Origin of the sequence: Psychrobacillus sp. FJAT-21963, from assembly GCF_001420585.1 — a bacterium.
GTDB lineage: Bacteria > Bacillota > Bacilli > Bacillales_A > Planococcaceae > Psychrobacillus.
In genome coordinates this window covers 115,128-136,312 of the sequence record NZ_LJIY01000014.1, presented here as the reverse complement: position 1 = coordinate 136,312, position 21,185 = coordinate 115,128, and the positions used below count along the sequence as shown (strand labels likewise).

Below are 21,185 nucleotides of genomic sequence, written 5' to 3'. Positions count from 1 at the left end.
TTCCTCCCTTATTTCTGACATTTTCCACAATAAGTAGAAGTTCTTCCGCCAATCGTTTTCTGTAGAGTTTTTGCATTACATAATGGACAAGTCTTTTTCGCATACATTTGCAACCGATTCTGCATTTTACCTGACTCTCCATTAATCTGACGATAGTCAGAAATGCTGCTGCCCCCATTTTCAATGCTATCTAAAAGAACGATGACGATTTCATTAAATAATTGTATCTTACGCTCTTTACTAATTCTTTTTACTTTACGCCCAGGATGAATTCGCATACGAAATAATGCTTCTGTAGCGTATATATTTCCACACCCAGAAACAACATGACCATCCATAATAAATTCTTTTATCGGTTTATTTTCATACTTTGGCAATATGCTCATTTCTAAGTAATGATCTAAAGCGTTTTGATCAAAAGGCTCAGGTGCCATTAATAATAAAGGAGGATAATCTTCAACGCTATTCAAAAATCGAAGTTCTCCAAAGCGACGAATATCTGCATATACAAGCATGTCACCCTCACTAAAATGCAAGATGACATGTATATGCCGTTTGAATTTATCCTCCAAAATTTCATGTAAGCCCTTTACATAAAACCAAGCCCCAGACATACCAAGATGAGAAACGAGTAAATATGGAGTCCCATCTTTTTGTAGATGAAAATAAATATATTTTGAACGTCTATCAATTCGCTCTATCTTCATATGAGGCAGAGCTTCTCGAAAGGATTCTACATCTAACCCTTTCAAGATAGCTTCTTTTCCATTTGCTTTAGAATCAATAATAGTTTTTGAAACTTCTACCGATTCAATTGTTTTGCCAGTAACAATTGGCTTAAGTGAACGTACAAGTCCTTCTACTTCTGGTAATTCTGGCATTTCAAAACTCCTTACTTCGTATCGTACCAAGATGAGCCATAAGCATATTCTACTTTTAATGGAACAATCAACTTGATAGCTCCCTCCATTACTTCAGGTACAATTTTTTCAAGTATAGCAATTTCTTCTTTAGGTGCTTCAAAAATAAGTTCATCGTGTACTTGCAATAACATTTTCGTTTGCAGATTTTCATCCTTTAGGCGTTTAGCCATATCAATCATTGCTTTTTTAATAATATCTGCCGCACTTCCTTGGATCGGTGTATTCATAGCAGTTCTCTCCGCAAAACTGCGAAGGTTGAAATTAGAACTTGTGATATCCGGTAAGTATCTTCTTCGTTTTAGAATTGTCGTTACATAACCAGTTTGTTTTGCTTCGCGTACAATATCATCCATATAATCTTTTACCCCTGGGAAGCTGTTTAAGTATTGGTCTATAAAAGTAGCAGCTTCTTTTCGAGTAATATTTAAGCTTTGTGATAAACCATAATCGCTGATGCCATATACAATTCCAAAATTAACCGCTTTAGCAGCACGACGCATATCTGATGTGACTTCATCTATTCCTACATGGAAAACATCCATCGCAGTTTTTGTGTGGATATCCAGATCATGATTAAATGCATCCACTAATTTTTCATCTTCACACATATGAGCAAGTACTCGAAGTTCTATTTGGGAATAATCTGCTGCGAACATAATCCAATCTGGTTGGGAAGGAACAAATGCTTTTCTAATCTTTCTTCCTTCTTCTAATCGTATAGGGATATTCTGAAGATTTGGATTTATCGAGCTTAAACGTCCTGTAGAAGTTAATGCTTGTTGGTATCGTGTATGAATTTTCTGATCTTCCCCGTGTATCTCTTTTGTCAATCCCTCAATATAGGTAGACTGAAGCTTCCCTAATTGACGGTAGTTTAGAATATGGGAGATAATCTCGTGTTCACCTTCTAGCTTTTCAAGTACATCAGCTGCAGTTGAATATCCTGTTTTAGTTTTCTTTAAAGGTGTTAACCCTATTTTTTCAAATAAAATAACGCCTAATTGTTTCGGGGAATTAATATTAAACTCTTGTCCAGCTAAAGTATAAATTTCTTTTTCGATAGCTCGCAGTTTTTGATTCAAATCAATTCCCATTTCTTTTAAAACATGAACATCAACTTTTACACCATCCGATTCCATGGTTCCTAATATCGATGCTAACGGCAATTCAATATCTTTATACAAAGCATATTGCTCATTTTCTTCTAACTTCTTTTCTAATATAGGCTTTAGCTTCCATACAGCCTGAGCCTTTCTAATTGCATGTTCTGCAAGCTTGTCCAATGGAGGAGTAGCTTTCTTTGCTCCTTTTCCATATACATTTTCATCTGTGAGCACATCATAATTGCCAAATTCTTTAGCCATTGTTGATACATCATCAGAAGAAATAGAGGGATTAACAATATACGCGGCAAGAACTAAATCAAAATCTGCTCCAAGTAAACTTACATTATGTTTGCGGCTAACAGCTTGTGTTGCTTTTGAATCTACTAAATATTTTATCCTCGATTCATCCTCCAACCATTTACAAAAACCAGCCGATTCAAACGCGACAGATCCAGTAACAAAATACGATTGTTCTCCATCATAAAGAGCAATGCCTAGCAACTCACTTGTATGGTATTGCTCATTAAACATTTCTAGATGAATGGCCATTTTATCTTTTAGAATAGAAGCATTTATTTCATCTAAAATCTCAAAAGTCACTTCCGAAGCCGTTTGTTCTTCCGTAACATGCTCTGATTTTTCTAATAGTGTTTTAAATGATAACTCCTTCCATATAGAAGTAACCTCATCCATATTCGCACCGCTGTATGTTAAATCATCTACCGATACTTCGATAGGGGCGTTTGTTTCAATAGTAGCAAGAACTTTGCTCATTTTTGCTTGTTCTTCGTTTGCCATTAGTTTTTCTTTCAGCTTCGCACCGCTTACAGTATCTAATGCTTGATATAAATTTTCAACAGAACCATGCTCTTTTAATAATTTAATTGCGGTCTTTTCACCTACACCAGGTACACCAGGTATATTATCCGATGCATCCCCCATCAGACCTTTCATATCGATGATTTGCAGAGGAGTTAAACCATATTTATCTTCAACATGCGCCGGTGTATATTTTTCAATATCCGTAATACCCTTTCGAGTAATATAGACCGTTGTATTTTCTGTAGCAAGTTGAGTTAAATCTTTATCTCCTGAAACAACAATTACTTGTTGTCCCTTCTCTTCCGCTTGCTTACAAAGAGTACCAATGATATCATCTGCTTCGTACATTTCAAGCTCATATCTTTTAATTCCATATGCATCAATTAGCTTACGAACATATGGGAATTGCTCGGAAAGTTCTGGTGGAGTTTTTTGTCTTCCACCTTTATATTCTCCAAAAGTGGAGTGTCTGAAAGTTGTTTTCCCAGCGTCAAATGCAACTAGCATATGAGTCGGACTTTCTTCTTCCATAATTTTTTGTAGCATTAATGTAAAACCATAAACTGCATTTGTATGAATTCCATGTTCATTCGATAATAAAGGTAGTGCAAAAAACGCTCGGTATGCGAGACTATTTCCATCTAATAAAAGAACTTTTTCGGATGACATTAAGTTCACTCCTTCAAATATGTAATAAGTGAGCAGCCTGAAGCTGCCAGCGAATCAAAATCACCTTGACTTATTCGATTCTAGAATTATGCTTTGAGCTTGCTTAAACTACTGACATCCGCAAGATACTTTAGGCAAAGAGGATGTTTGTCGCTAGGCTCTGACGTAGGACATGGCGGTATTTGCCAGGGTACTCCGATATTCAGCAGGTGTTTTGCTCAAATAAGATAAATAAAACCGTCATTCCCTATATCTTACCACGTGAGTAAGGGGAATGACGATTCATACTACTCTAAATATCCAGAGAGAATTTTAGCATAAGGAGAATCAGATGGAATGATAATCATCGTATCTTCTCCAATTGTTTTTTTGTAGGATTCTAATGTTCTATAAAGCGAATAGAACTCAGGATCTTTTGAGAATGATTGGTTGTATATTTTCGCTGCTTCTGCTTCACCTTCAGCTTGAATAATTGCCGCTTCTTTTTTTGCAGTTGCTAGCATCACTCTTACTTCACGATCTGTTTCCGCTTCAATACGTCGTTTATCAGCGTCCCCAGTTGATAAAAACTTTTGTGCGATACTTTGTCTCTCCGAAATCATTTCATTATATACGGATTGCTCATTTTCTTGTGGTAGATCAGTACGTTTAATACGGACATCGACTACTTCAATACCATATTTATCTTTTTTAAGTAATTCATTCACCTGTGTAGTAATTCGGTCATTTAAGCTGCCTCGAGATGAATTTTCATCATTGATGATTTCACTATACTCTAATTGTCCAAGCTCTGAACGTACTACGGAGTATATAAACTCTTCCATACGAGAACCTGCATTTACTAAGCTACCTGCGCTTGTTATCATTTCTTTTGCATTGACTACTCGCCATACAGCGTAATTATCTATTATGATTCTGCGCTTATCTTTTGTGTTGATCTCTGCCTCTGAAAGTTTATAGTTCATTTGATATCTAGGGATAGTTGTTACACTTTGGATAAATGGTATTTTCATATGCAATCCTGGTGTATCTTTTACGTCTTTTATTTCACCAAATTGACGAATTACTTTATATTCGCCTTCCTTCACAACATAAATATTTGCAAGAGCAATGACAAAAACGACAAACATGATGAAAATAGCGATAAAAGATTTCATATGCTTTTTAAAATCTATCGGTGTCTTTTCTTTCTTTGGCGCTTTTTCTTTCTTTGGTTTATTTTCCATCGCTTTAAATTTTGCTTCTAAATTTGCAAATGGATTATTATTGTCTGCCATTATTGTCCGCTCCCTTCTTCTGTTTTTGTTTCCGTATCAGTTGCTGGTGGAGGGGTTATTTGTTTAGTTGACTCTAACGATTGAAGTGGTAAGTACTTCATCGTACCGCCTTCATCGTTCATAATATAAATTTTTGCATTTGGTAGAACCGCTTCTAATGTCTCCATTACAAGTCGTTGCTTCGTAATCTCTTTGTTGTTTTGGTATTCTGCATATAACTTATCGAATAATGCCACATCTCCGAGTGCTTGCTCGATACGAGCAGTTTTATAACCATTTGCATTGGAGATAATTGCATCCTTTTCCCCGACAGCTTCACTCATTTGTTGGTTTTCATATTTTTCCGCTTGGTTCACCTTTGTGTTTTTTGTTTCTTCGGCATCTGTTACAGCAGTAAACGCTGAACGAACTTCGGCATTTGGAAGCTCCACATCTTGTAGCTTCACTGTTAATACGGTGATACCTATATCATACTTATCGATTAATGAACCAAGTAATTCTATCGTATCCGCCTCAATTTGTGCTTTTCCTGAAGTTAAAGCATCATCAATTTTAGAGTTACCAATAACGGAACGAATGGAGGCCGAAGTTGCGTCATGTAAAAGATCTTGTGGACTTTCTGAGTTGAATAAATAAGCTTTTGGATCAGTGATTTTCCATTGAACGACTAAATCAGTTAGCACGATATTGTCATCCCCTGTAATCATTTTAGTATCTTTATCAAAAGATGTTACCTCTCCATCCGGTGTCTGCTTATAACCAAATTGAAGACTAAAAGTTTCTTTTGATAACTTTTCAACTTTTTGAATAGGCCAAGGCATCTTAAATTTTAGACCTGATTCTGTAATAGGGTCGCTTGCTTCACCAAATGTTATAACGATTGCTTGTTCTGATTCATCTACGGTATACCAAGACGTAAAAATAGCAGATAATAAAATGATTCCAATGAATGAAACTAGGATAATAGAAATTAATCTCTTTGTGCTCATATCTTTTCCCCTTTCTATGTATAACTCATTTACGGAACAACAGTGTAATAGGTTTCAAAAATAAATAAACAAAAGGGTAGTTCTCCCTATACGTTACGTCCCTACACAATTCTCAAAATATGCGAGTGGCATGAATAAGGTCACAACCCTCGCATTCTAAATTATTTAGTAGCTATGTTAATACTTATTTAGACAGTAAAAAAGCTAGCACTAGGCTAGCTTTTTTAGGTAAATCATTTGGAAAAGGGGTCTATTTAAATGTAGCAGACGATTGTAAATACATTGTGAATATACTGTAAATTTTCATTCACCAATTATTATTTTTATACTTTTTATAATAATTAAACTGTCGAGCAATTAGAAATAGTTTTCGTGTTAAATGGGTATCTTTCTTATAAAATAATGGATTCCCCCATTTCCCTTCTCTTATAAGTTGCTCTACTTCTTGTTTAATTTCTTTATTCTCTACAAATTTTCTCAGAACTATTTTAGGTACAACTGTAAATAAATAATGCTCATTTAATAATGTTAGAGGCTTTTCCTTTTTATAGATGACGTCATCAACAAAATAGCGAGCCATATTATGTCCCAGAGCTGTAGTATAATAGCTGGAACGGCCTTGTCTAATATTCACTTCAAATACCTTAAACTTACCATCTCGCTCATCATATTTTAGATCAAAGTTTGCAAACCCAACATAACCAACAGCTTCTAAGAAGTATTGCAATTTATTCATTATTTCCTCGTTATATCTTGTAATAAGAGCTGTATAGTTACCAATTGCAGTAACTGTATGTTCTTGTAAAACAACTTGTGCAAATGTACTTAATTGAGCTTTCCCATTCGAACTAATATAAATAACGGAATCCCACATATAAGTATCATCTCCAGGAATATAATCCTGAATAATTAGATCCTCTTCATATCCACTAGCATTAACTTGGTTAATTACAGTGTTAAGCTCTTCTCTATTTTCAACTCTATATACCTTTTGTTGTCCCTCGAATTTGTTCTTGTAATATTGAACTCCATTACTTGGTTTGATAATTAAAGGGAATAATACTTCTTCTGTGAAAGCTTCCTTTTTCAAACATGAATAATAATATGTTTTTGGAGAATCAATACCATGTTCTTCACAAAGCTTATAAAAGTTGGACTTAACAAGTAGATTATTCATCAGTTCTTCTGACATGTAGTTAAAGACATACATCTTTTTCAATGCATCTGCATGTTCAATAATCAATCGCACATAGAAATCGTTCGTTCCAATGAGAAGCAATTGTTTTCCAGGTGTATTATACTTTTCAGCAACTTGAGTTAAAACTGCGACAAACGCTGATTTGTCCCAAAGATTAGAGTGAATTTCAGTATGTTCAATAATATTACTCCACTTTGTAAATGACATTTCTTCCTTACCAACTAAAATTGGCTTTATATTGTATTCTTCATGAAAGGAAATCGCCATGTTATATGCATTTATGTCTGTGCCGATAATAATTGGAATAAAGGGTTGATTGTTCATAAAAACCTCCGTTAACTTTTAGCAATAGGAATATATACAGTAAATGTTGTACCTTTTCCTACTTCACTTTCTACTTTTATTAATCCATGGTGTGCTTCCACGAGATGTTTAACTATTGCTAGCCCTAGACCTGTCCCCCCCGAATTTCTACTTCGAGCTCGATCCACACGGTAAAAACGTTCAAAGATTCTATTTATCTCTGACTTGCTTATACCTATGCCTTCATCTTGTATTTGAAAGATTCCATACTGTTCATTTTTGAATATATTTACACGAACCGTAGTATTCTCTGGAGAATACGTAATCCCATTTGCAAGTAAATTCATCATTATTTGTATGAGACGATTCATATCCCCTAAAACATGGACAGAATCATCTACCGTCGTTTCTAGTTTCATATCTTTTTCTTCTACTAAGTGTGCGGTCATTTCAAGACCACGCTCTAAAATATCTGTTAGCCTGACTTTCTTTAAGGATATTTCATACCCAACTTGCTCTACTTTAGATAAATCCAGTAAATCGTTAATTAACATTTGTAATCGATTACTTTCTTTATGGATAATTTCTAGAAAAGAAAGTAATGTTTCTTCGTTTTTGTAAGCTCCAAATAATAGAGTTTCTGAGAATCCTTTTATAGATGTAACAGGTGTCTTTAATTCATGTGAAACATTGGCAACAAAATCTTTGCGGATTTGTTCCAATTTAATAAGCTCAGTAATATCGTGCATAACAACGACTATTCCAAGCCATCTACCGTGTTCTCCTATAACTGGTGCACCATATGCATCCATGTAATAAGTATGAAGATCACGCTTGATTTGAATTTGTTCACGACTCGAAGACTCTGTCAGAAAAAGCTTATCTATAAACTCTTCTATTTTTTCAGGCAAGCCAATTTTACGAAAAAGCTTTCCATCTACATTATCTAAGGAAATTTGTAATTGTTGTAGAAATGAGCGATTAACTATCGTAATTAATCCATTTCGATCAATCATAATTAATGCACTGCCCATATTTTCTATTAACGTTTTTAAACGCTCTTTTTCTGTTTCCCGCATAACAGAAATATCATGTAAATTACGTGCGAGAATATTGAGAGAATTACTTAATTTCGACATACCTGAAAAGTCATCTTCGAATGCTCTAATCCGATAGTTTCCTCGGGCAAGTTCCATAGCTGTCTCTGTCAAATGTTCAATCGGTTGAGCATATTTTCTAAATATACTAGCTCCAAGAAATAATGCAATAAGAAACGCTGCTAGTAAAGTAAAGAACAAAAATAACCAAAGCGATTGCTCCTCAACTAAGTTCTCCCCTTTGAGCTCAGAAGAAATTAACTGATTAATTTTCACTTGTTCATCTTTTGAAAGTTCTGTCGTTTCTAAAAAAGTTGAAACAGACTCTATTTTTGAGTCCACTATCTTATTTGCAGAATGGTCCACGAAAATAGGAAAAAGCTGACCAAGAACGATGCCTAGTCCAGCTAAGATTACCCCAATTAATATAGAATAAGTTCTCAAAATTCGTGATTGATAGGTTTTCATTTAGTCTTTGGCTCCTCAAATTTATACCCAAGACCTCTTATTGTTTTAATATAAATCGGCTTTCTACTATTTTCTTCAATTTTGTCTCTTAAGTGACTAATATGAACATCTACAATTCGAGTATCCCCAGCAAAATCATAATTCCATACTGCACTTAAAAGTTGATCTCGAGTTAAGACTCTATTTTTGTTTTCAATTAAATAAACAAGTAGCTCAAATTCTTTCGGTGTGAATTCAATTGGTTCATTGCTTAATAAAACCTCAAATCGCTCAGGAAATACTTGTAGAGGACCAAAAACATATGATTCCTCAGTATGTTTAGGTTCTGTATTAGCTGCATCGCTAGCCATACCTGAGCGTCGAATCATCGCTTTTACTCGTGCGGTAACTTCTCTTGGACTAAAAGGTTTTGTCATATAGTCGTCAGCACCTAATTCTAAACCAAGAACTTTATCAAATTCTTCATCTTTTGCTGTTAGCATGATTATAGGTGTTTGTATTTTACTGATGCGAAGCTCTTTACAGATTTCCATACCATCCTTATATGGTAGCATCCAGTCTAACACAATAACATCAGGATGTTCATTCAATGCAAGATTTAAGCCCTCTAAGCCATCCATCGCTGTAATTACTTCAAAACCAGCTTCTTCTAAATTATATTTTAATAATGTTACGATTGAACTTTCATCATCAACGACTAATACTCTTTTCATTTTTTCGCCTCCAAGTTGATTTGAAACCCCCATTCCAAATCAATTGACCAAGAGTTGTGGAGAAACATGGAAAATCCCTTCCACTACTATTTGTTCATCCTCATTTTGAGCAATTACTTGAATTACTATTTCGTTTGTATTCATATGTACTTCTTTAACCTCGAAAGTAAAATCAATAACAGAATAATGATAGGTTGGTATAGGAAATGCTAATGATTGTCTTTTTAAATAAGAACCTGGTCCAGGTAAGTATTTGGAAATTGCAGAAGTAATTACTCCTGTGAGCATAATTGGCGGAACAATTGGTTTCTCATAGACCGATTGAGATGCAAAATCATGCTGTATATATAATGGATTACTATCATTTGTTAACCCTAAATATAAAAGCAAATCCTTATCGTCCATCTTCTCAGTTATAGTTAATTTCTCACCAATAGTGATCTCTTCTATTCTTCTACCTATTTTGCGCGTTTTCCCTAATAACAATACGTCTCCCCCAATCCGTATACTACCTCTATCTTAACAATAAGTATAAGATAAGCGCAAGCGCCTCTATGTATTAGAAATAAAGGACCTAATAACTAGGATATCCTATACTAAAATAATAAGAAAACCGTCGTGATTTTTTAAAAAAACACCAGTTTCAAATATTTCCGGAGTGCTTTGGACAGGACTGTCGCAATTACATTACCGAATATTTTTAGGAGAGGAGGGTCGTGACTACTGTCAAGACCCTCCTCTCCTTTTTTGGTAATTTGGTGGCTGTCGTCTGTCCGTCAACATCCTGCAACTTTTAGGAACTGGATTATAGTTGTTTGGATAATGAGTGAATATACCCTGTCCTATTCATTTGTTAGCTCCCGAAGATACAATTTCGGTGGCTATATTTCATTCTATTAGATTTGTGCTTACTATTTTTCTTAAATCAGCAAATAACATTACATCCACCTTAGTAATAATACTTATTATAGGGTTATTAAATTTGCCTAAGTTAGATTAATGCCTGAGATACCTTAAGTTATTTCCTATCAATCATGAAAAATCAATTATCAGTCCATCTCTTTAGGAAAAATTTGAAACTGATGAGAAGCAAAGGGCTATATGCAAGTCCTTTATTATTGCATAAAAAAATCGAGTAGGTTTCCCCACTCGATTTCTTTGATACAAAATTAAGCTAGTATGTTCATAACTGCTTTAACTGATTCAGCTGATTTGTTTAATAAAGCTTTCTCATCTTCAGTTAATTCAAGTTCAATAATTTTTTCAATACCACTAGCACCTAATACCGTTGGAACTCCAAGATAAATTCCGTCCATACCATACTCGCCTTCTAAATACGCGATAGATGGTAAAACACGTTTTTGATCTTTAAGAATCGCTTCGGCCATTTCGACTAATGATGCAGCCGGGGCATAGTAAGCAGAACCATTACCAAGCAGGTTAACGATTTCAGCCCCGCCTTTACGAGTACGATCCACGATTTCTTCCAAACGAGCAGCATCGATTAGTGTTTCTAATGGAATACCACCTGCATAAGAATATCTAACTAAAGGAACCATATCATCGCCATGTCCACCTAGTACGAAACCAGTTACATCTTTAACAGACAGATTTAATTCTTCTGCTACAAATGTACGGAAACGAGCCGTATCCAGCACGCCAGATTGCCCAATTACACGTTCTTTTGGAAGACCTGATTCTTTATATACAGTATATGTCATAGCATCTACTGGGTTTGTTAATACAATGATCGTTGTATTCGGTGAATATTTAACAATCTCACCTGTTACTGCTTTCATTACTTTTTGGTTTGTTTGAACTAAATCATCACGGCTCATACCGGGTTTACGTGCAATACCAGCTGTGATAATTACTAAGTCAGAGTCTTTTGTATCCTCATAGTTTGAAGTACCAACAATTTTAGCATCAAAACCTTGAACAGGAGCAGCTTCAGCCATGTCTAAAGCTTTCCCTTTTGTTGGATTTTCAGCTTGAGGAATGTCAACTAAAACAATATCTCCAAGTTCTTTCTGTGCAAGCAAGAATGCAGTTGTAGCACCTGTAAAGCCGCCACCAATAACTGAGATCTTATTACGTTTTAATGTCATTGAAAACTCTCCTTTTAATCATATGTAAAGGGAAGGAAAATCCTCCCCCGGTAAACCCAATTTCGTAAAATCTTACATATTTTTAATTAGTTCATCCGCGAATTCAGAACATTTTACTTCTGTTGCCCCATCCATAAGACGAGCAAAGTCATAAGTAACTACTTTAGAAGCAATAGTTTTTTCCATTGAATCCATGATTAGTTTAGCAGCTTCATTCCAACCTAAATGTTCAAGCATTAACACACCAGAAAGGATAACCGATGATGGGTTAACTTTATCTAAACCAGCATATTTAGGAGCAGTTCCGTGAGTTGCTTCGAAAATAGCATGTCCAGACACGTAGTTAATATTAGCACCAGGAGCAATACCAATACCACCAACCTGAGCAGCAAGTGCATCAGAAATATAATCTCCATTTAAATTCATTGTAGCAACTACATCGAACTCTTTTGGACGAGTTAAAATCTGTTGTAAGAAGATATCAGCAATTGAATCCTTCACTAAGATTTTACCAGATGCAAGTGCATCAGATTGTGCTTTATCAGCAGCTTCTGTTCCTTGCTCTTCTTTAATTTTGTCATATTGATTCCAAGTAAATACTTTATCGCCAAATTCTTGTTCAGCAACTTCATAACCCCAGTTTTTAAATGCGCCTTCTGTGAACTTCATAATGTTCCCTTTGTGCACAAGTGTTAAAGAAGTACGACCTTCTTTAATAATATAGTTTAAAGCAGCGCGAACTAAACGTTTAGTTCCTTCTTCTGAAATAGGTTTGATGCCGATACCAGAAGTCTCAGGGAAACGAATATTTTTAACACCAAATTCTGTTTGCAAGAATTCTATTAGTTTTTTTGCGTTATCAGTTCCTTTTGCATACTCGATACCAGCATAGATATCTTCTGTGTTTTCACGGAAGATTACCATATCTGTATCTTCTGGACGTTTAACTGGTGAAGGTACTCCAGTGAAATAACGAACAGGACGAAGACAAGTATATAGATCAAGTTCTTGACGTAGTGCAACGTTTAAAGAACGAATACCACCACCGATTGGTGTAGTAAGTGGTCCTTTGATTGCAATTAAATATTCATTGATAACATCTAAAGTTTCTTGAGGTAACCATTCACCCGTTTGATCGAATGCTTTTTGACCAGCAAGAACCTCTTTCCACTCAATTTTTTTCTCGCCATTGTATGCTTTTTCTACAGATGCTTCTAAAACTCTTGATGCTGCAGCCCAAATATCTGGACCTGTTCCATCACCTTCAATAAAAGGGATTATTGCTGTGTTTGGTACGTTAAGTACACCGTTTTCTACTGTGATTTTGCCAGTTGTCATTTTATATTTCCTCCTACTATCATAATCATAGGGCTATAAACACAAATGTGTTCAGCCCTAATTTTATCATGAAACGCTATTATTTTTCATTATCTTTCATCGATTGGTACATATTTTTGCATTCCAGGTCCTACATATTCAGCACGTGGGCGAATTAGACGGTTATCTGAATATTGCTCTAAAATATGAGCAGTCCACCCAGAAACACGAGAAACAGCAAAAATTGGAGTAAATAAATCGTGATCGATATTAAGAGAATGATATACGGATGCTGAATAGAAATCTACGTTAGGTGGTAAATTCTTTTGACCAGTAACGATTTCTTCGATTTTTACAGACATGTCGTACCATTTTGACTCACCACGAAGAGCAGTTAATTTTTGAGACATTTCACGTAAATGTTTTGCACGTGGATCACCTTTTCTATAAACTCGGTGACCAAAGCCCATGATTTTTTCTTTGTTTTCTAGTTTTGTATTAATAACTTTTTCTACATTATCAACAGAACCGATTTCTGTTAACATTTTCATAACTTGTTCGTTTGCTCCACCATGTAGTGGTCCTTTAAGAGCTCCGATTGCTGCTACTACACCTGAATATATATCTGAAAGTGTCGCAACACATACACGTGCTGTAAAGGTAGAAGCATTTAGTTCATGATCTGCATGAAGTACTAATGCTTTATTGAATGCTTCCACTTCAATTTCTTCTGGAAGTTCGCCATTAAGCATGTACAAGAAGTTTGCAGCATAACCTAAGTCTGTTTTTGGAGCAACTGGTTCTAGTCCTTTACGTACTCGAGAGAATGCTGTAACTAATGTTGGAAGTTTAGCTTGAAGTTGGATAGCTTTTAAGTAGTTCGCCTCTTCGGACATATCCTCAGCAGCATCATCATATAATGCTAACATAGATACAGCAGTTCTTAGAGCCGACATTGGGTGAACTTTTGATATTGGATAAGATTTGAAATGGTTAAGTACTTCTTGAGGAACTGCCATGTTATTAGCAAGTAGTTGTTTTAATTCTTCCAATTCATTTGCTTTAGGTAGACGTTTATTCCAAAGTAAGAATACTACCTCTTCAAAGCTCGCATTTACAGCTAAATCATCAATATCATAGCCTACGTAAGTTAGTGTGTCATCAATAATTGAACTGATAGCAGACTGCGTAGCTACAACCCCTTCTAATCCACGAGTTGTTGTCATTTTAATCTCTCCCTCTTTTTCAGATTAAATTATTAATCACCTAAAAAAGATGATAAGAATTTATCTGAATATAATATGTATCTTATCAATGCTTACTAATTCATTATAATCAAGTTTGGCTAATTTGTGAATGAAAACGCTTAAATTTATCAAAAAAATAATTACTAATCTACTAAATATTTGAAAAGATTGGATGAAAATGATTGGTTTTCAAATAAATAAGGAAGATTTTTTTGGGAAATGGATGCCGATTGGAATAATTATACTTATTTCAATTATCGCTTATCCTTTAACTCTAGCAATTATATTAGGATATTTTTTATTTCCAATAACTAATCTCTTTTATAAGAAGTTTAAACTTCCAATTATCTTTAGTGTATTTTTAACAGAAGTATTTATTTTATCTGGCTGTATATTGTTAATTTTATATTTGGTACAAACACTCATTGATCTTATTCCGCTAATTCACGATTATATTGTGAAGTTACCAGTAGTAGAAATTCAAAAACATCCTATCTTTTTAATGTTTGAAGGGAAATTTCAAACATTATTAAATAAATTTATGAATGAGCTTTTAATCTACCTCACTCACTTGCCTTCTTATTTTTTTGAGTTGTTTCTCTTTATCATTGCACTCTTTTTTTCATTATATGAATCTGGGAAAGACCGTCATTGGTTTCTAGTTTATTTTCCAAAAAAGGCTAGAGGACTTTGTGAAAGGGTATTAGTGAAGGTTTCAGTTGTGATGAATAATTTTATTTCTGTAGGTTTAAAGCTATATATTTTAACTTTCTTCCTTTTATCAATTGGATTTGTTGTATTAGGCTTTCAACAACCATTTAAATATGCATTTCTTATTTCCTTGGTTGATAGTCTTCCTTTTTTAGGCATTGGCATAATTTTAATTCCTCTTAGTATTTACTTTTTCTTATTGGAACAACATACGTTTGGGCTCATTATTTTGCTTTTATATTTATTTGTCCAGTTAACACGGCATATCGTAGAGTCTATGTTATGGTCTTCCTCTATGCAAATAAAGGCTGTCCACGTATTCTTTCTTAGCGCGGCAGCCATTTTAATATTTGGGTTTATCGGAATTTTATTTAGTCCTTTTATATATTTGCTTGCAACCAGATGGAGCGGTCTCACGAGGACTTCATAACAATTACTTGACCGTTTTTCATTTTTTTCCGAATCCACTTATAAATTATTGGTTTGAATAACTTTCTTGTTGGACCAATCAAAAGTAAAAATCCAAGAACGTCAGAAATAAAACCTGGTAGGATAACTAAAATTGAACCAACAAATACACACAGGCCATTTATAGCCGCATCTCCAGGTGCTTGACGGTTTTTAATGCTATCGGAAACTTCACGGTAAGCTTTCATCCCTTGTTTTTTTGCTAAAAAAGCACCAGCAATTCCTGTTGCTAGTATAAGCAGAATTGTAAAACCTACACCAATTGATTTACCAGACAAAAGTAATATATATAATTCTATTGCTGGAATGATGATAAGCAATCCAATGATCCATTTCATATATTCACCTTCTATATAGAATGATTGCCCCACCAATTATGGTGAGGCAATTTTTAATATTATCTGTAGACAATTTAAATGATACTTGCTTTTCCGTGATAAATAACTCCACTTTCCGCGTCTATCGTAAGCTCTTGTCCATTTTTAATTAATTTTGTTGCATTATTAACTCCAACAATAACTGGAATCCCTAAACTTAACCCAACTACAGCAGCATGGCTTGTTAAGCCACCTTCTTCTGTAATAAGTCCCTTACAGTTCTCGATCGCAGGAATCATTTCACGATCAGAACCAATTGTTACAATAATGCTATTAGAGGTATCTTGACCTAATAGCTCTCTTGAATTGTTCACGACAACCGCTTTTCCATAAGCAGTTAGTTTGCCAATCCCTTGTCCTTTAGCAACCATATCTCCTATAACATGAACTTTCATCAAGTTAGTTGTTCCTGCTTCTCCAACAGGTACACCAGCAGTAATTACTACTAAATCACCATGCGTTACATAATGATGAAGAATACTTTCTTCTACTGCAACCTCTAAAACCTCATCAGTTGAATATGCCTTCTTACCAACTATCGGATAAACACCCCAAACGAGTGTTAACTTTCTAGAAGGCTGTGTAGACGATGTTACTGCAATAATAGGCACACCTGGTCTAAATTTTGAAATCATTTTAGCTGTGTGTCCACTCTCAGTCGGTGCAATTACCGCTTTTACTTTTAAGTTAATAGCAGTATGTGCCACTGCTTGACCAATTGCATCCGTTAAGTTTACTTCTCGTCCTTTACTTAGTTTAGTAACAATCGAACGATAGTCAATTGCATTTTCAGTTCTTTTAGCTATTTTATCCATTGTTTGAACTGATTCTACCGGGTATAGGCCAGCTGCGGTTTCACCAGAAAGCATAATCGCATCTGTGCCATCTAATATAGCATTTGCAACATCACTTGCTTCTGCTCTAGTAGGTCTTGGATTACGCTGCATAGAGTCTAACATTTGGGTAGCAGTAATGACTGGCTTTCCAGCATTATTACATTTTTGAATAAGACTCTTTTGAACTAAAGGAACCTCTTCGGCAGGAATTTCTACACCAAGATCGCCCCTAGCTACCATTAAGCCATCTGAAACTTGAATAATTTCATCTATATTGTCTACCCCTTCTTGATTTTCAATCTTAGGGATAATTTGAATATGTGAACCATTATTATTTTCCAGTAGCTCTCTTATTTCTAGTACATCTTTTGCTCGACGAACAAATGATGCTGCGATAAAATCGACACCTTGTTCAATTCCAAATAAAATGTCTTTTGCATCTTTTTCTGTAATTCCAGGTAATTGCACTGATACTCCAGGAACATTAACGCCTTTGTTATTTTTTAGTGTTCCAGCATTTTGTACAAATGTAGTGATAATACCTTCATTCACATCTATTTTAGTAACTACTAATTCAATTAATCCATCATCAAGTAAAATAATCGAGCCCACTTGAACATCCTCGATCAATTTTTCATATGTAATCGAAAAACGTTCTTTACTACCTAATACTTCGTTCATAGATATTTCAATTGTTTGACCAGATACTAACTCAATAGCATCATTCTCCATTTTATGTGTTCGAATTTCAGGTCCTTTTGTATCAAGTAAGATCCCTACAATTTTACCTGCTTTGTTTGATACTTCTCTTATCTTTTGGATTCTAGCGGCGTGCTCTTCATGACTGCCATGTGAAAAATTTAATCGAGCGACATTCATGCCTGCTCCAATTAATTGTTTTAACATTTCTTCTGATTCACTAGCCGGTCCAATCGTACATACTATTTTAGTTTTTCTCATATACAAGTCCTTTCTTTCAAGAAGATAATAATTAGATGGATAATTCCTTCGATAATTGATACATTACTGAATCAAAAACTTCACTCTTTTCAAAAGCTTCATTCATATCATAGTCTACCACTTGATGATTCTGTATGCCAACTGCACGACCTCCATGGCCAGCTAGTAATACTTCAACCGCTTTAGCTCCAAACATACTTGCCAATACACGGTCACGACCAGTTGGAGAACCACCACGTTGAATATGGCCTAAAACGGAGACACGTGTTTCTATATTTGCTTTTTCCATCAATTTAGCTGCAAATTCAGATCCACTCATTACACCTTCAGCAACTATAATAATACTGTGCTTTTTACCACGAGCAGATCCACTTTTTAATCTTTCTACAACTTCATCTATATTATAGTCTACCTCTGGAATTATAATTGTTTCAGCTCCGCCAGCAAGACCTGCCCATAAAGCTAAATCTCCTGCATCTCTACCCATTACCTCGACGATGAATGTTCGATCATGTGAAGTTGCTGTATCCCTTATTTTATCAATACATTCGATAACTGTATTTAAAGCTGTATCAAAACCAAGTGTATAATCCGTCCCTGGAATATCATTATCAATGGTCCCCGGAATTCCAACACAAGGAAAGCCATTTTTCGTTAGAGTCATGGAACCTCTGTAAGAACCATCTCCCCCAATAACGACTAACCCCTCAATTCCATTTGCTTTTAATTGCTCCATAGCTTTTTGTTGTCCCTCTTCTGTTCTAAATTCAGGGCAACGCGCAGAATAAAGTTTGGTTCCACCTCGTTGAATAATATCTCCAACCGAACCTAAATCTAAAAGTTCCATATTTCCATCGATTAATCCCTGATAACCATGAAAAATACCTACTACTTCTAAACCTTCATATATTGCTTTTCTTACTACTGCACGAATTGCTGCATTCATGCCTGGAGCATCTCCCCCACTTGTCAATACACCGATACGCTTCACAATGATCCCTCCACTAGGTATTTACTACTCTAAGCTTAACATAAAAAATGCGTCTGAAAAGACGCATTTCACTCACTAAAAACTCCGATATTTTTAAATTTATTATATCTATCCTCAATTAGCTCTTCAGAGGATAATTTAGTTAATTGTTGTAGGGATGTTATCAGAGCTTCCTTCAAAAAAGTAGCCTGTTTTTCTGGATCTCGATGAGCACCACCATGCACCTCTTTAATAACTTGATCTATAATCTTCATTTCCTTTAAATCGGGTGCTGTGATTTTCATTGCTTCAGCTGCTTGTTGAGCTAGAGCTGCGTCTTTCCAAAGAATAGATGCTGCTCCTTCCGGTGAGATAACAGAATAAGTAGAGTTCTCCAGCATATGGATATGATTTGCAACCCCTAATGCTAGTGCACCACCACTTCCACCTTCTCCAATTACTACACTGATAACAGGCACTTTAAGTCCAGCCATTTCTACTAAATTTCTAGCAATAGCTTCACTTTGTCCTCTCTCTTCTGCAGCTTTACCAGGGTAAGCCCCTTTAGTATCTATAAAACAAATAATCGGACGGTTGAATTTTTCTGCTTGCTTCATTAAACGAAGTGCTTTCCGATAGCCTTCTGGATGTGGCATACCAAAATTCCGTTTAATATTTTCTTTTGTATCAAGTCCTCGTTGATGACCGATAATTGTTAAAGGTTTACCATCTAGTTGGCAAATACCAGCGATGATTGCAGCATCATCTCCAAATAAACGATCCCCATGAAGCTCTATAAAATCAGAAAATATTAGTTTAATATAATCTTTTGTCGTAGGGCGATTAGGATGTCGAGCAACTTGAACACGGTCCCAAGGCTGCATATTTTCATAAATATCATGTTCTAGTTTTTCTAATCTCTCTTCTAATTTCTCTATTTCTTCTGTCATATCTATTTCTGTGTTCAGGGTATACTCTTTTAGTTCATCAATTTTTAATTTTAGTTGAACAATAGGCTCTTCAAATGGTAATGCTTTTACCATGATGTAACCTCCTTTTGTACATGCATTTTCACAAGTGAAGCTACAGTTGAACGCATATCTTTTCTGTGAATTACTGCATCTAGTTGGCCATGATCCAATAAAAATTCAGCTGTCTGAAAATTCTCAGGTAATTTTTCACGTACTGTTTGTTCAATTACCCGACGACCCGCAAATCCAATTAATGCTTTTGGTTCTGCTAGGTTAATATCACCAACAGAAGCGAAACTAGCTGAAACTCCACCTGTTGTTGGATGAGTCAATATCGAAATATATAAAAGTCCATGATCGCTATGTCTTCTAAGAGCAACGGATGTTTTCGCCATTTGCATTAAGGATAAAACACCTTCTTGCATTCTAGCTCCACCGCTAGCTGTGAAAATAATAAAAGGTACTTTTAGCATTGTAGCTTTTTCTATTGCTCTCGTTATTTTTTCTCCAACTACTGAACCCATAGAACCCATTCTAAAGTGTGAATCCATGATAGCTACGACTACTTTTTGTCCTTCAATTTCTCCAACGCCTGTTAACACAGCTTCATTTATGCCTGTTTTTTTAGCGTCAGATTTAATTTTTTCGGTATAGCCTGGAAAGTTAAGCGGATTATCCGTTTGCAAATGATCATCTAAACTTTCAAATGAATTATCATCTAAAAAAATTTCAACTCGTTCAAAAGCTGTCATTTTCATATGGTGATCACAAGAAGGGCAAACTTTTAAGTTTTTCATTAAGTCCTTTGTAAAAACATTCTTTCTACACTCAGGACATTTCATCATAATCCCTTCCGGAACTTCTTTATTAGCTTGATCAGGTATTGTTGCATATTTCTTTTTATGATTTTTTCTAAAAATATCTCGTATCATTTATTCTCTCCCCTATTCCTAAGAAAAGCTCAAGGTATCGATGACTATAAACTAATTTGATCGGTTGGGATGATAGCTAGCCATTGGATGTATAAATTTATAGTACTAACTTCATCGCCATTTTTTAAGCTATTTAACAGCTGGATCCAAATGTCTTTTTCCTTTAAAGACATCTGATTCTTATAAGGCTCTCCAGCAAATTGTTTTAATAAAAACCATATTTTTAAAGTAAGCCGATTATCGGAAATAATAATTATTTCTCGAATGATATCCTCACGTAAAACCTCTTCATTATTTAATCTAATTAGGAATGAGTCCCATATAGAATGTTTAGACAAGCTATCTGAAACACATATTGTACGAACTGCTTCTTTTTCTAAAGTTTCTCTTGTCTTGTGTACGTCTTCTTTAGATTTAGATTCCTGTAAAATAAATGTAGACAGTAGTTCTACTAATTGATGTTTACGAAAATCAGAAAGAAAAGTTCCTTCTCCTCTTCTTGTTTCAATTAACCCAAGTAATTCTAAACTTCTAAGTGCTTCCCTTACAGTTGACCTGCCTACTTGCAATCGTTCCGCCAATTCTCTCTCGGATGGCAATTTTCCGCCAACTGCTACATTCTCCTCGTTAATAAGATCTCTTAATTGTTTTACTATCTCTAAAAACATTTTGCTGGAATTATTTTTTGGAATCATACATCCTCACACTTCCATTAATTTCAAA

The 21,185-nt window shown here is 35.0% G+C and carries 18 protein-coding genes; 1 reads left to right on the top strand and 17 read right to left on the bottom strand.

Annotation, left to right across the window (positions count from 1 at the left end; genetic code table 11):
• Positions 1–8: 8 nt before the first annotated feature.
• The 11 genes from mutM to citZ all read right to left on the bottom strand — a co-directional run bounded on the left by mutM (position 9) and on the right by citZ (position 14,216).
• Positions 9–881, bottom strand: coding sequence for a bifunctional DNA-formamidopyrimidine glycosylase/DNA-(apurinic or apyrimidinic site) lyase (gene mutM / locus AN959_RS18870; RefSeq protein ID WP_056833029.1), 873 nt, complete (start codon positions 879–881; stop codon positions 9–11).
• Positions 882–892: 11 nt separating this feature from the next.
• Positions 893–3,520 (bottom strand): DNA polymerase I, encoded by a 2,628-nt coding sequence (gene polA, locus AN959_RS18865; RefSeq protein ID WP_056833027.1) that lies wholly within the window; start codon positions 3,518–3,520, stop codon positions 893–895.
• A 287-nt stretch (positions 3,521–3,807) separates the two neighbouring features.
• Complete coding sequence (gene hflC, locus AN959_RS18860; protein WP_053588650.1) at positions 3,808–4,797, bottom strand: protease modulator HflC; 990 nt, start codon at positions 4,795–4,797, stop codon at positions 3,808–3,810.
• Complete coding sequence (gene hflK, locus AN959_RS18855; protein WP_056833025.1) at positions 4,797–5,786, bottom strand: FtsH protease activity modulator HflK; 990 nt, start codon at positions 5,784–5,786, stop codon at positions 4,797–4,799. The genes hflC and hflK overlap by 1 nt, the downstream gene beginning before the upstream one ends.
• Before the next feature lie 307 nt (positions 5,787–6,093).
• Complete coding sequence (locus AN959_RS18850; protein WP_056833023.1) at positions 6,094–7,308, bottom strand: carboxylate--amine ligase; 1,215 nt, start codon at positions 7,306–7,308, stop codon at positions 6,094–6,096.
• Between the two features lie 11 nt (positions 7,309–7,319).
• Positions 7,320–8,852, bottom strand: coding sequence for a two-component system histidine kinase PnpS (gene pnpS / locus AN959_RS18845; RefSeq protein ID WP_053588647.1), 1,533 nt, complete (start codon positions 8,850–8,852; stop codon positions 7,320–7,322).
• On the bottom strand, positions 8,849–9,565 hold the full coding sequence (locus tag AN959_RS18840; protein WP_056833021.1) for a response regulator transcription factor: 717 nt from the start codon (positions 9,563–9,565) through the stop codon (positions 8,849–8,851). Before AN959_RS18840 ends, pnpS begins: the two co-directional genes overlap by 4 nt.
• Before the next feature lie 39 nt (positions 9,566–9,604).
• Positions 9,605–10,051 (bottom strand): MaoC/PaaZ C-terminal domain-containing protein, encoded by a 447-nt coding sequence (locus AN959_RS18835; protein WP_053588645.1) that lies wholly within the window; start codon positions 10,049–10,051, stop codon positions 9,605–9,607.
• Positions 10,052–10,734: 683 nt separating this feature from the next.
• Complete coding sequence (gene mdh, locus AN959_RS18830; RefSeq protein WP_053588644.1) at positions 10,735–11,673, bottom strand: malate dehydrogenase; 939 nt, start codon at positions 11,671–11,673, stop codon at positions 10,735–10,737.
• Between the two features lie 72 nt (positions 11,674–11,745).
• The gene (gene icd / locus AN959_RS18825) at positions 11,746–13,011 is read right to left on the bottom strand and encodes an NADP-dependent isocitrate dehydrogenase (protein WP_053588643.1); all 1,266 of its coding nucleotides are present in this window, start codon (positions 13,009–13,011) and stop codon (positions 11,746–11,748) included.
• An 89-nt stretch (positions 13,012–13,100) separates the two neighbouring features.
• Positions 13,101–14,216: a citrate synthase gene (citZ, locus tag AN959_RS18820; RefSeq protein ID WP_053588642.1), complete on the bottom strand. Its 1,116-nt coding sequence runs from the start codon at positions 14,214–14,216 to the stop codon at positions 13,101–13,103.
• Positions 14,217–14,415: 199 nt separating this feature from the next.
• Between citZ and AN959_RS18815 the strand changes: the two genes are divergently transcribed.
• Entirely contained in the window at positions 14,416–15,378 is a 963-nt protein-coding gene (locus AN959_RS18815) for an AI-2E family transporter (RefSeq protein ID WP_053588641.1), read from the top strand.
• Here AN959_RS18815 and AN959_RS18810 read toward each other — a convergent pair.
• The 6 genes from AN959_RS18810 to AN959_RS18785 all read right to left on the bottom strand — a co-directional run bounded on the left by AN959_RS18810 (position 15,362) and on the right by AN959_RS18785 (position 21,157).
• Positions 15,362–15,754: an FxsA family protein gene (locus AN959_RS18810; protein ID WP_056833020.1), complete on the bottom strand. Its 393-nt coding sequence runs from the start codon at positions 15,752–15,754 to the stop codon at positions 15,362–15,364. The genes AN959_RS18815 and AN959_RS18810 overlap by 17 nt on opposite strands.
• A gap of 74 nt (positions 15,755–15,828) precedes the next feature.
• Positions 15,829–17,589 (bottom strand): pyruvate kinase, encoded by a 1,761-nt coding sequence (pyk, locus tag AN959_RS18805; protein WP_056833018.1) that lies wholly within the window; start codon positions 17,587–17,589, stop codon positions 15,829–15,831.
• 31 nt (positions 17,590–17,620) lie between these two features.
• A complete protein-coding gene (gene pfkA, locus AN959_RS18800) occupies positions 17,621–18,580 on the bottom strand; it encodes a 6-phosphofructokinase (protein WP_053588638.1) in 960 nt (319 codons plus the stop codon).
• 68 nt (positions 18,581–18,648) lie between these two features.
• Positions 18,649–19,602: an acetyl-CoA carboxylase carboxyl transferase subunit alpha gene (gene accA / locus AN959_RS18795; RefSeq protein WP_056833016.1), complete on the bottom strand. Its 954-nt coding sequence runs from the start codon at positions 19,600–19,602 to the stop codon at positions 18,649–18,651.
• Positions 19,596–20,462: an acetyl-CoA carboxylase, carboxyltransferase subunit beta gene (accD, locus tag AN959_RS18790; RefSeq protein WP_053588636.1), complete on the bottom strand. Its 867-nt coding sequence runs from the start codon at positions 20,460–20,462 to the stop codon at positions 19,596–19,598. Before accD ends, accA begins: the two co-directional genes overlap by 7 nt.
• A 44-nt stretch (positions 20,463–20,506) precedes the next feature.
• Positions 20,507–21,157, bottom strand: coding sequence for a FadR/GntR family transcriptional regulator (locus AN959_RS18785; protein WP_056833014.1), 651 nt, complete (start codon positions 21,155–21,157; stop codon positions 20,507–20,509).
• Positions 21,158–21,185: the final 28 nt, after the last annotated feature.

Bases quoted from the DNA above. Each gene is read 5' to 3' on its own strand.
- accD (WP_053588636.1), bottom strand. From the start codon at position 20,462: ATGATACGAGATATTTTTAGAAAAAATCATAAAAAGAAATATGCAACA.
- hflC (WP_053588650.1), bottom strand. From the start codon at position 4,797: ATGGCAGACAATAATAATCCATTTGCAAATTTAGAAGCAAAATTTAAA.
- mutM (WP_056833029.1), bottom strand. From the start codon at position 881: ATGCCAGAATTACCAGAAGTAGAAGGACTTGTACGTTCACTTAAGCCA.
- pnpS (WP_053588647.1), bottom strand. From the start codon at position 8,852: ATGAAAACCTATCAATCACGAATTTTGAGAACTTATTCTATATTAATT.
- AN959_RS18785 (WP_056833014.1), bottom strand. From the start codon at position 21,157: ATGATTCCAAAAAATAATTCCAGCAAAATGTTTTTAGAGATAGTAAAA.
- icd (WP_053588643.1), bottom strand. From the start codon at position 13,011: ATGACAACTGGCAAAATCACAGTAGAAAACGGTGTACTTAACGTACCA.
- polA (WP_056833027.1), bottom strand. From the start codon at position 3,520: ATGTCATCCGAAAAAGTTCTTTTATTAGATGGAAATAGTCTCGCATAC.
- citZ (WP_053588642.1), bottom strand. From the start codon at position 14,216: ATGACAACAACTCGTGGATTAGAAGGGGTTGTAGCTACGCAGTCTGCT.
- AN959_RS18810 (WP_056833020.1), bottom strand. From the start codon at position 15,754: ATGAAATGGATCATTGGATTGCTTATCATCATTCCAGCAATAGAATTA.
- mdh (WP_053588644.1), bottom strand. From the start codon at position 11,673: ATGACATTAAAACGTAATAAGATCTCAGTTATTGGTGGCGGCTTTACA.
- AN959_RS18840 (WP_056833021.1), bottom strand. From the start codon at position 9,565: ATGAAAAGAGTATTAGTCGTTGATGATGAAAGTTCAATCGTAACATTA.
- AN959_RS18815 (WP_053588641.1), top strand. From the start codon at position 14,416: ATGATTGGTTTTCAAATAAATAAGGAAGATTTTTTTGGGAAATGGATG.
- AN959_RS18850 (WP_056833023.1), bottom strand. From the start codon at position 7,308: ATGAACAATCAACCCTTTATTCCAATTATTATCGGCACAGACATAAAT.
- accA (WP_056833016.1), bottom strand. From the start codon at position 19,602: ATGGTAAAAGCATTACCATTTGAAGAGCCTATTGTTCAACTAAAATTA.
- hflK (WP_056833025.1), bottom strand. From the start codon at position 5,786: ATGAGCACAAAGAGATTAATTTCTATTATCCTAGTTTCATTCATTGGA.
- pyk (WP_056833018.1), bottom strand. From the start codon at position 17,589: ATGAGAAAAACTAAAATAGTATGTACGATTGGACCGGCTAGTGAATCA.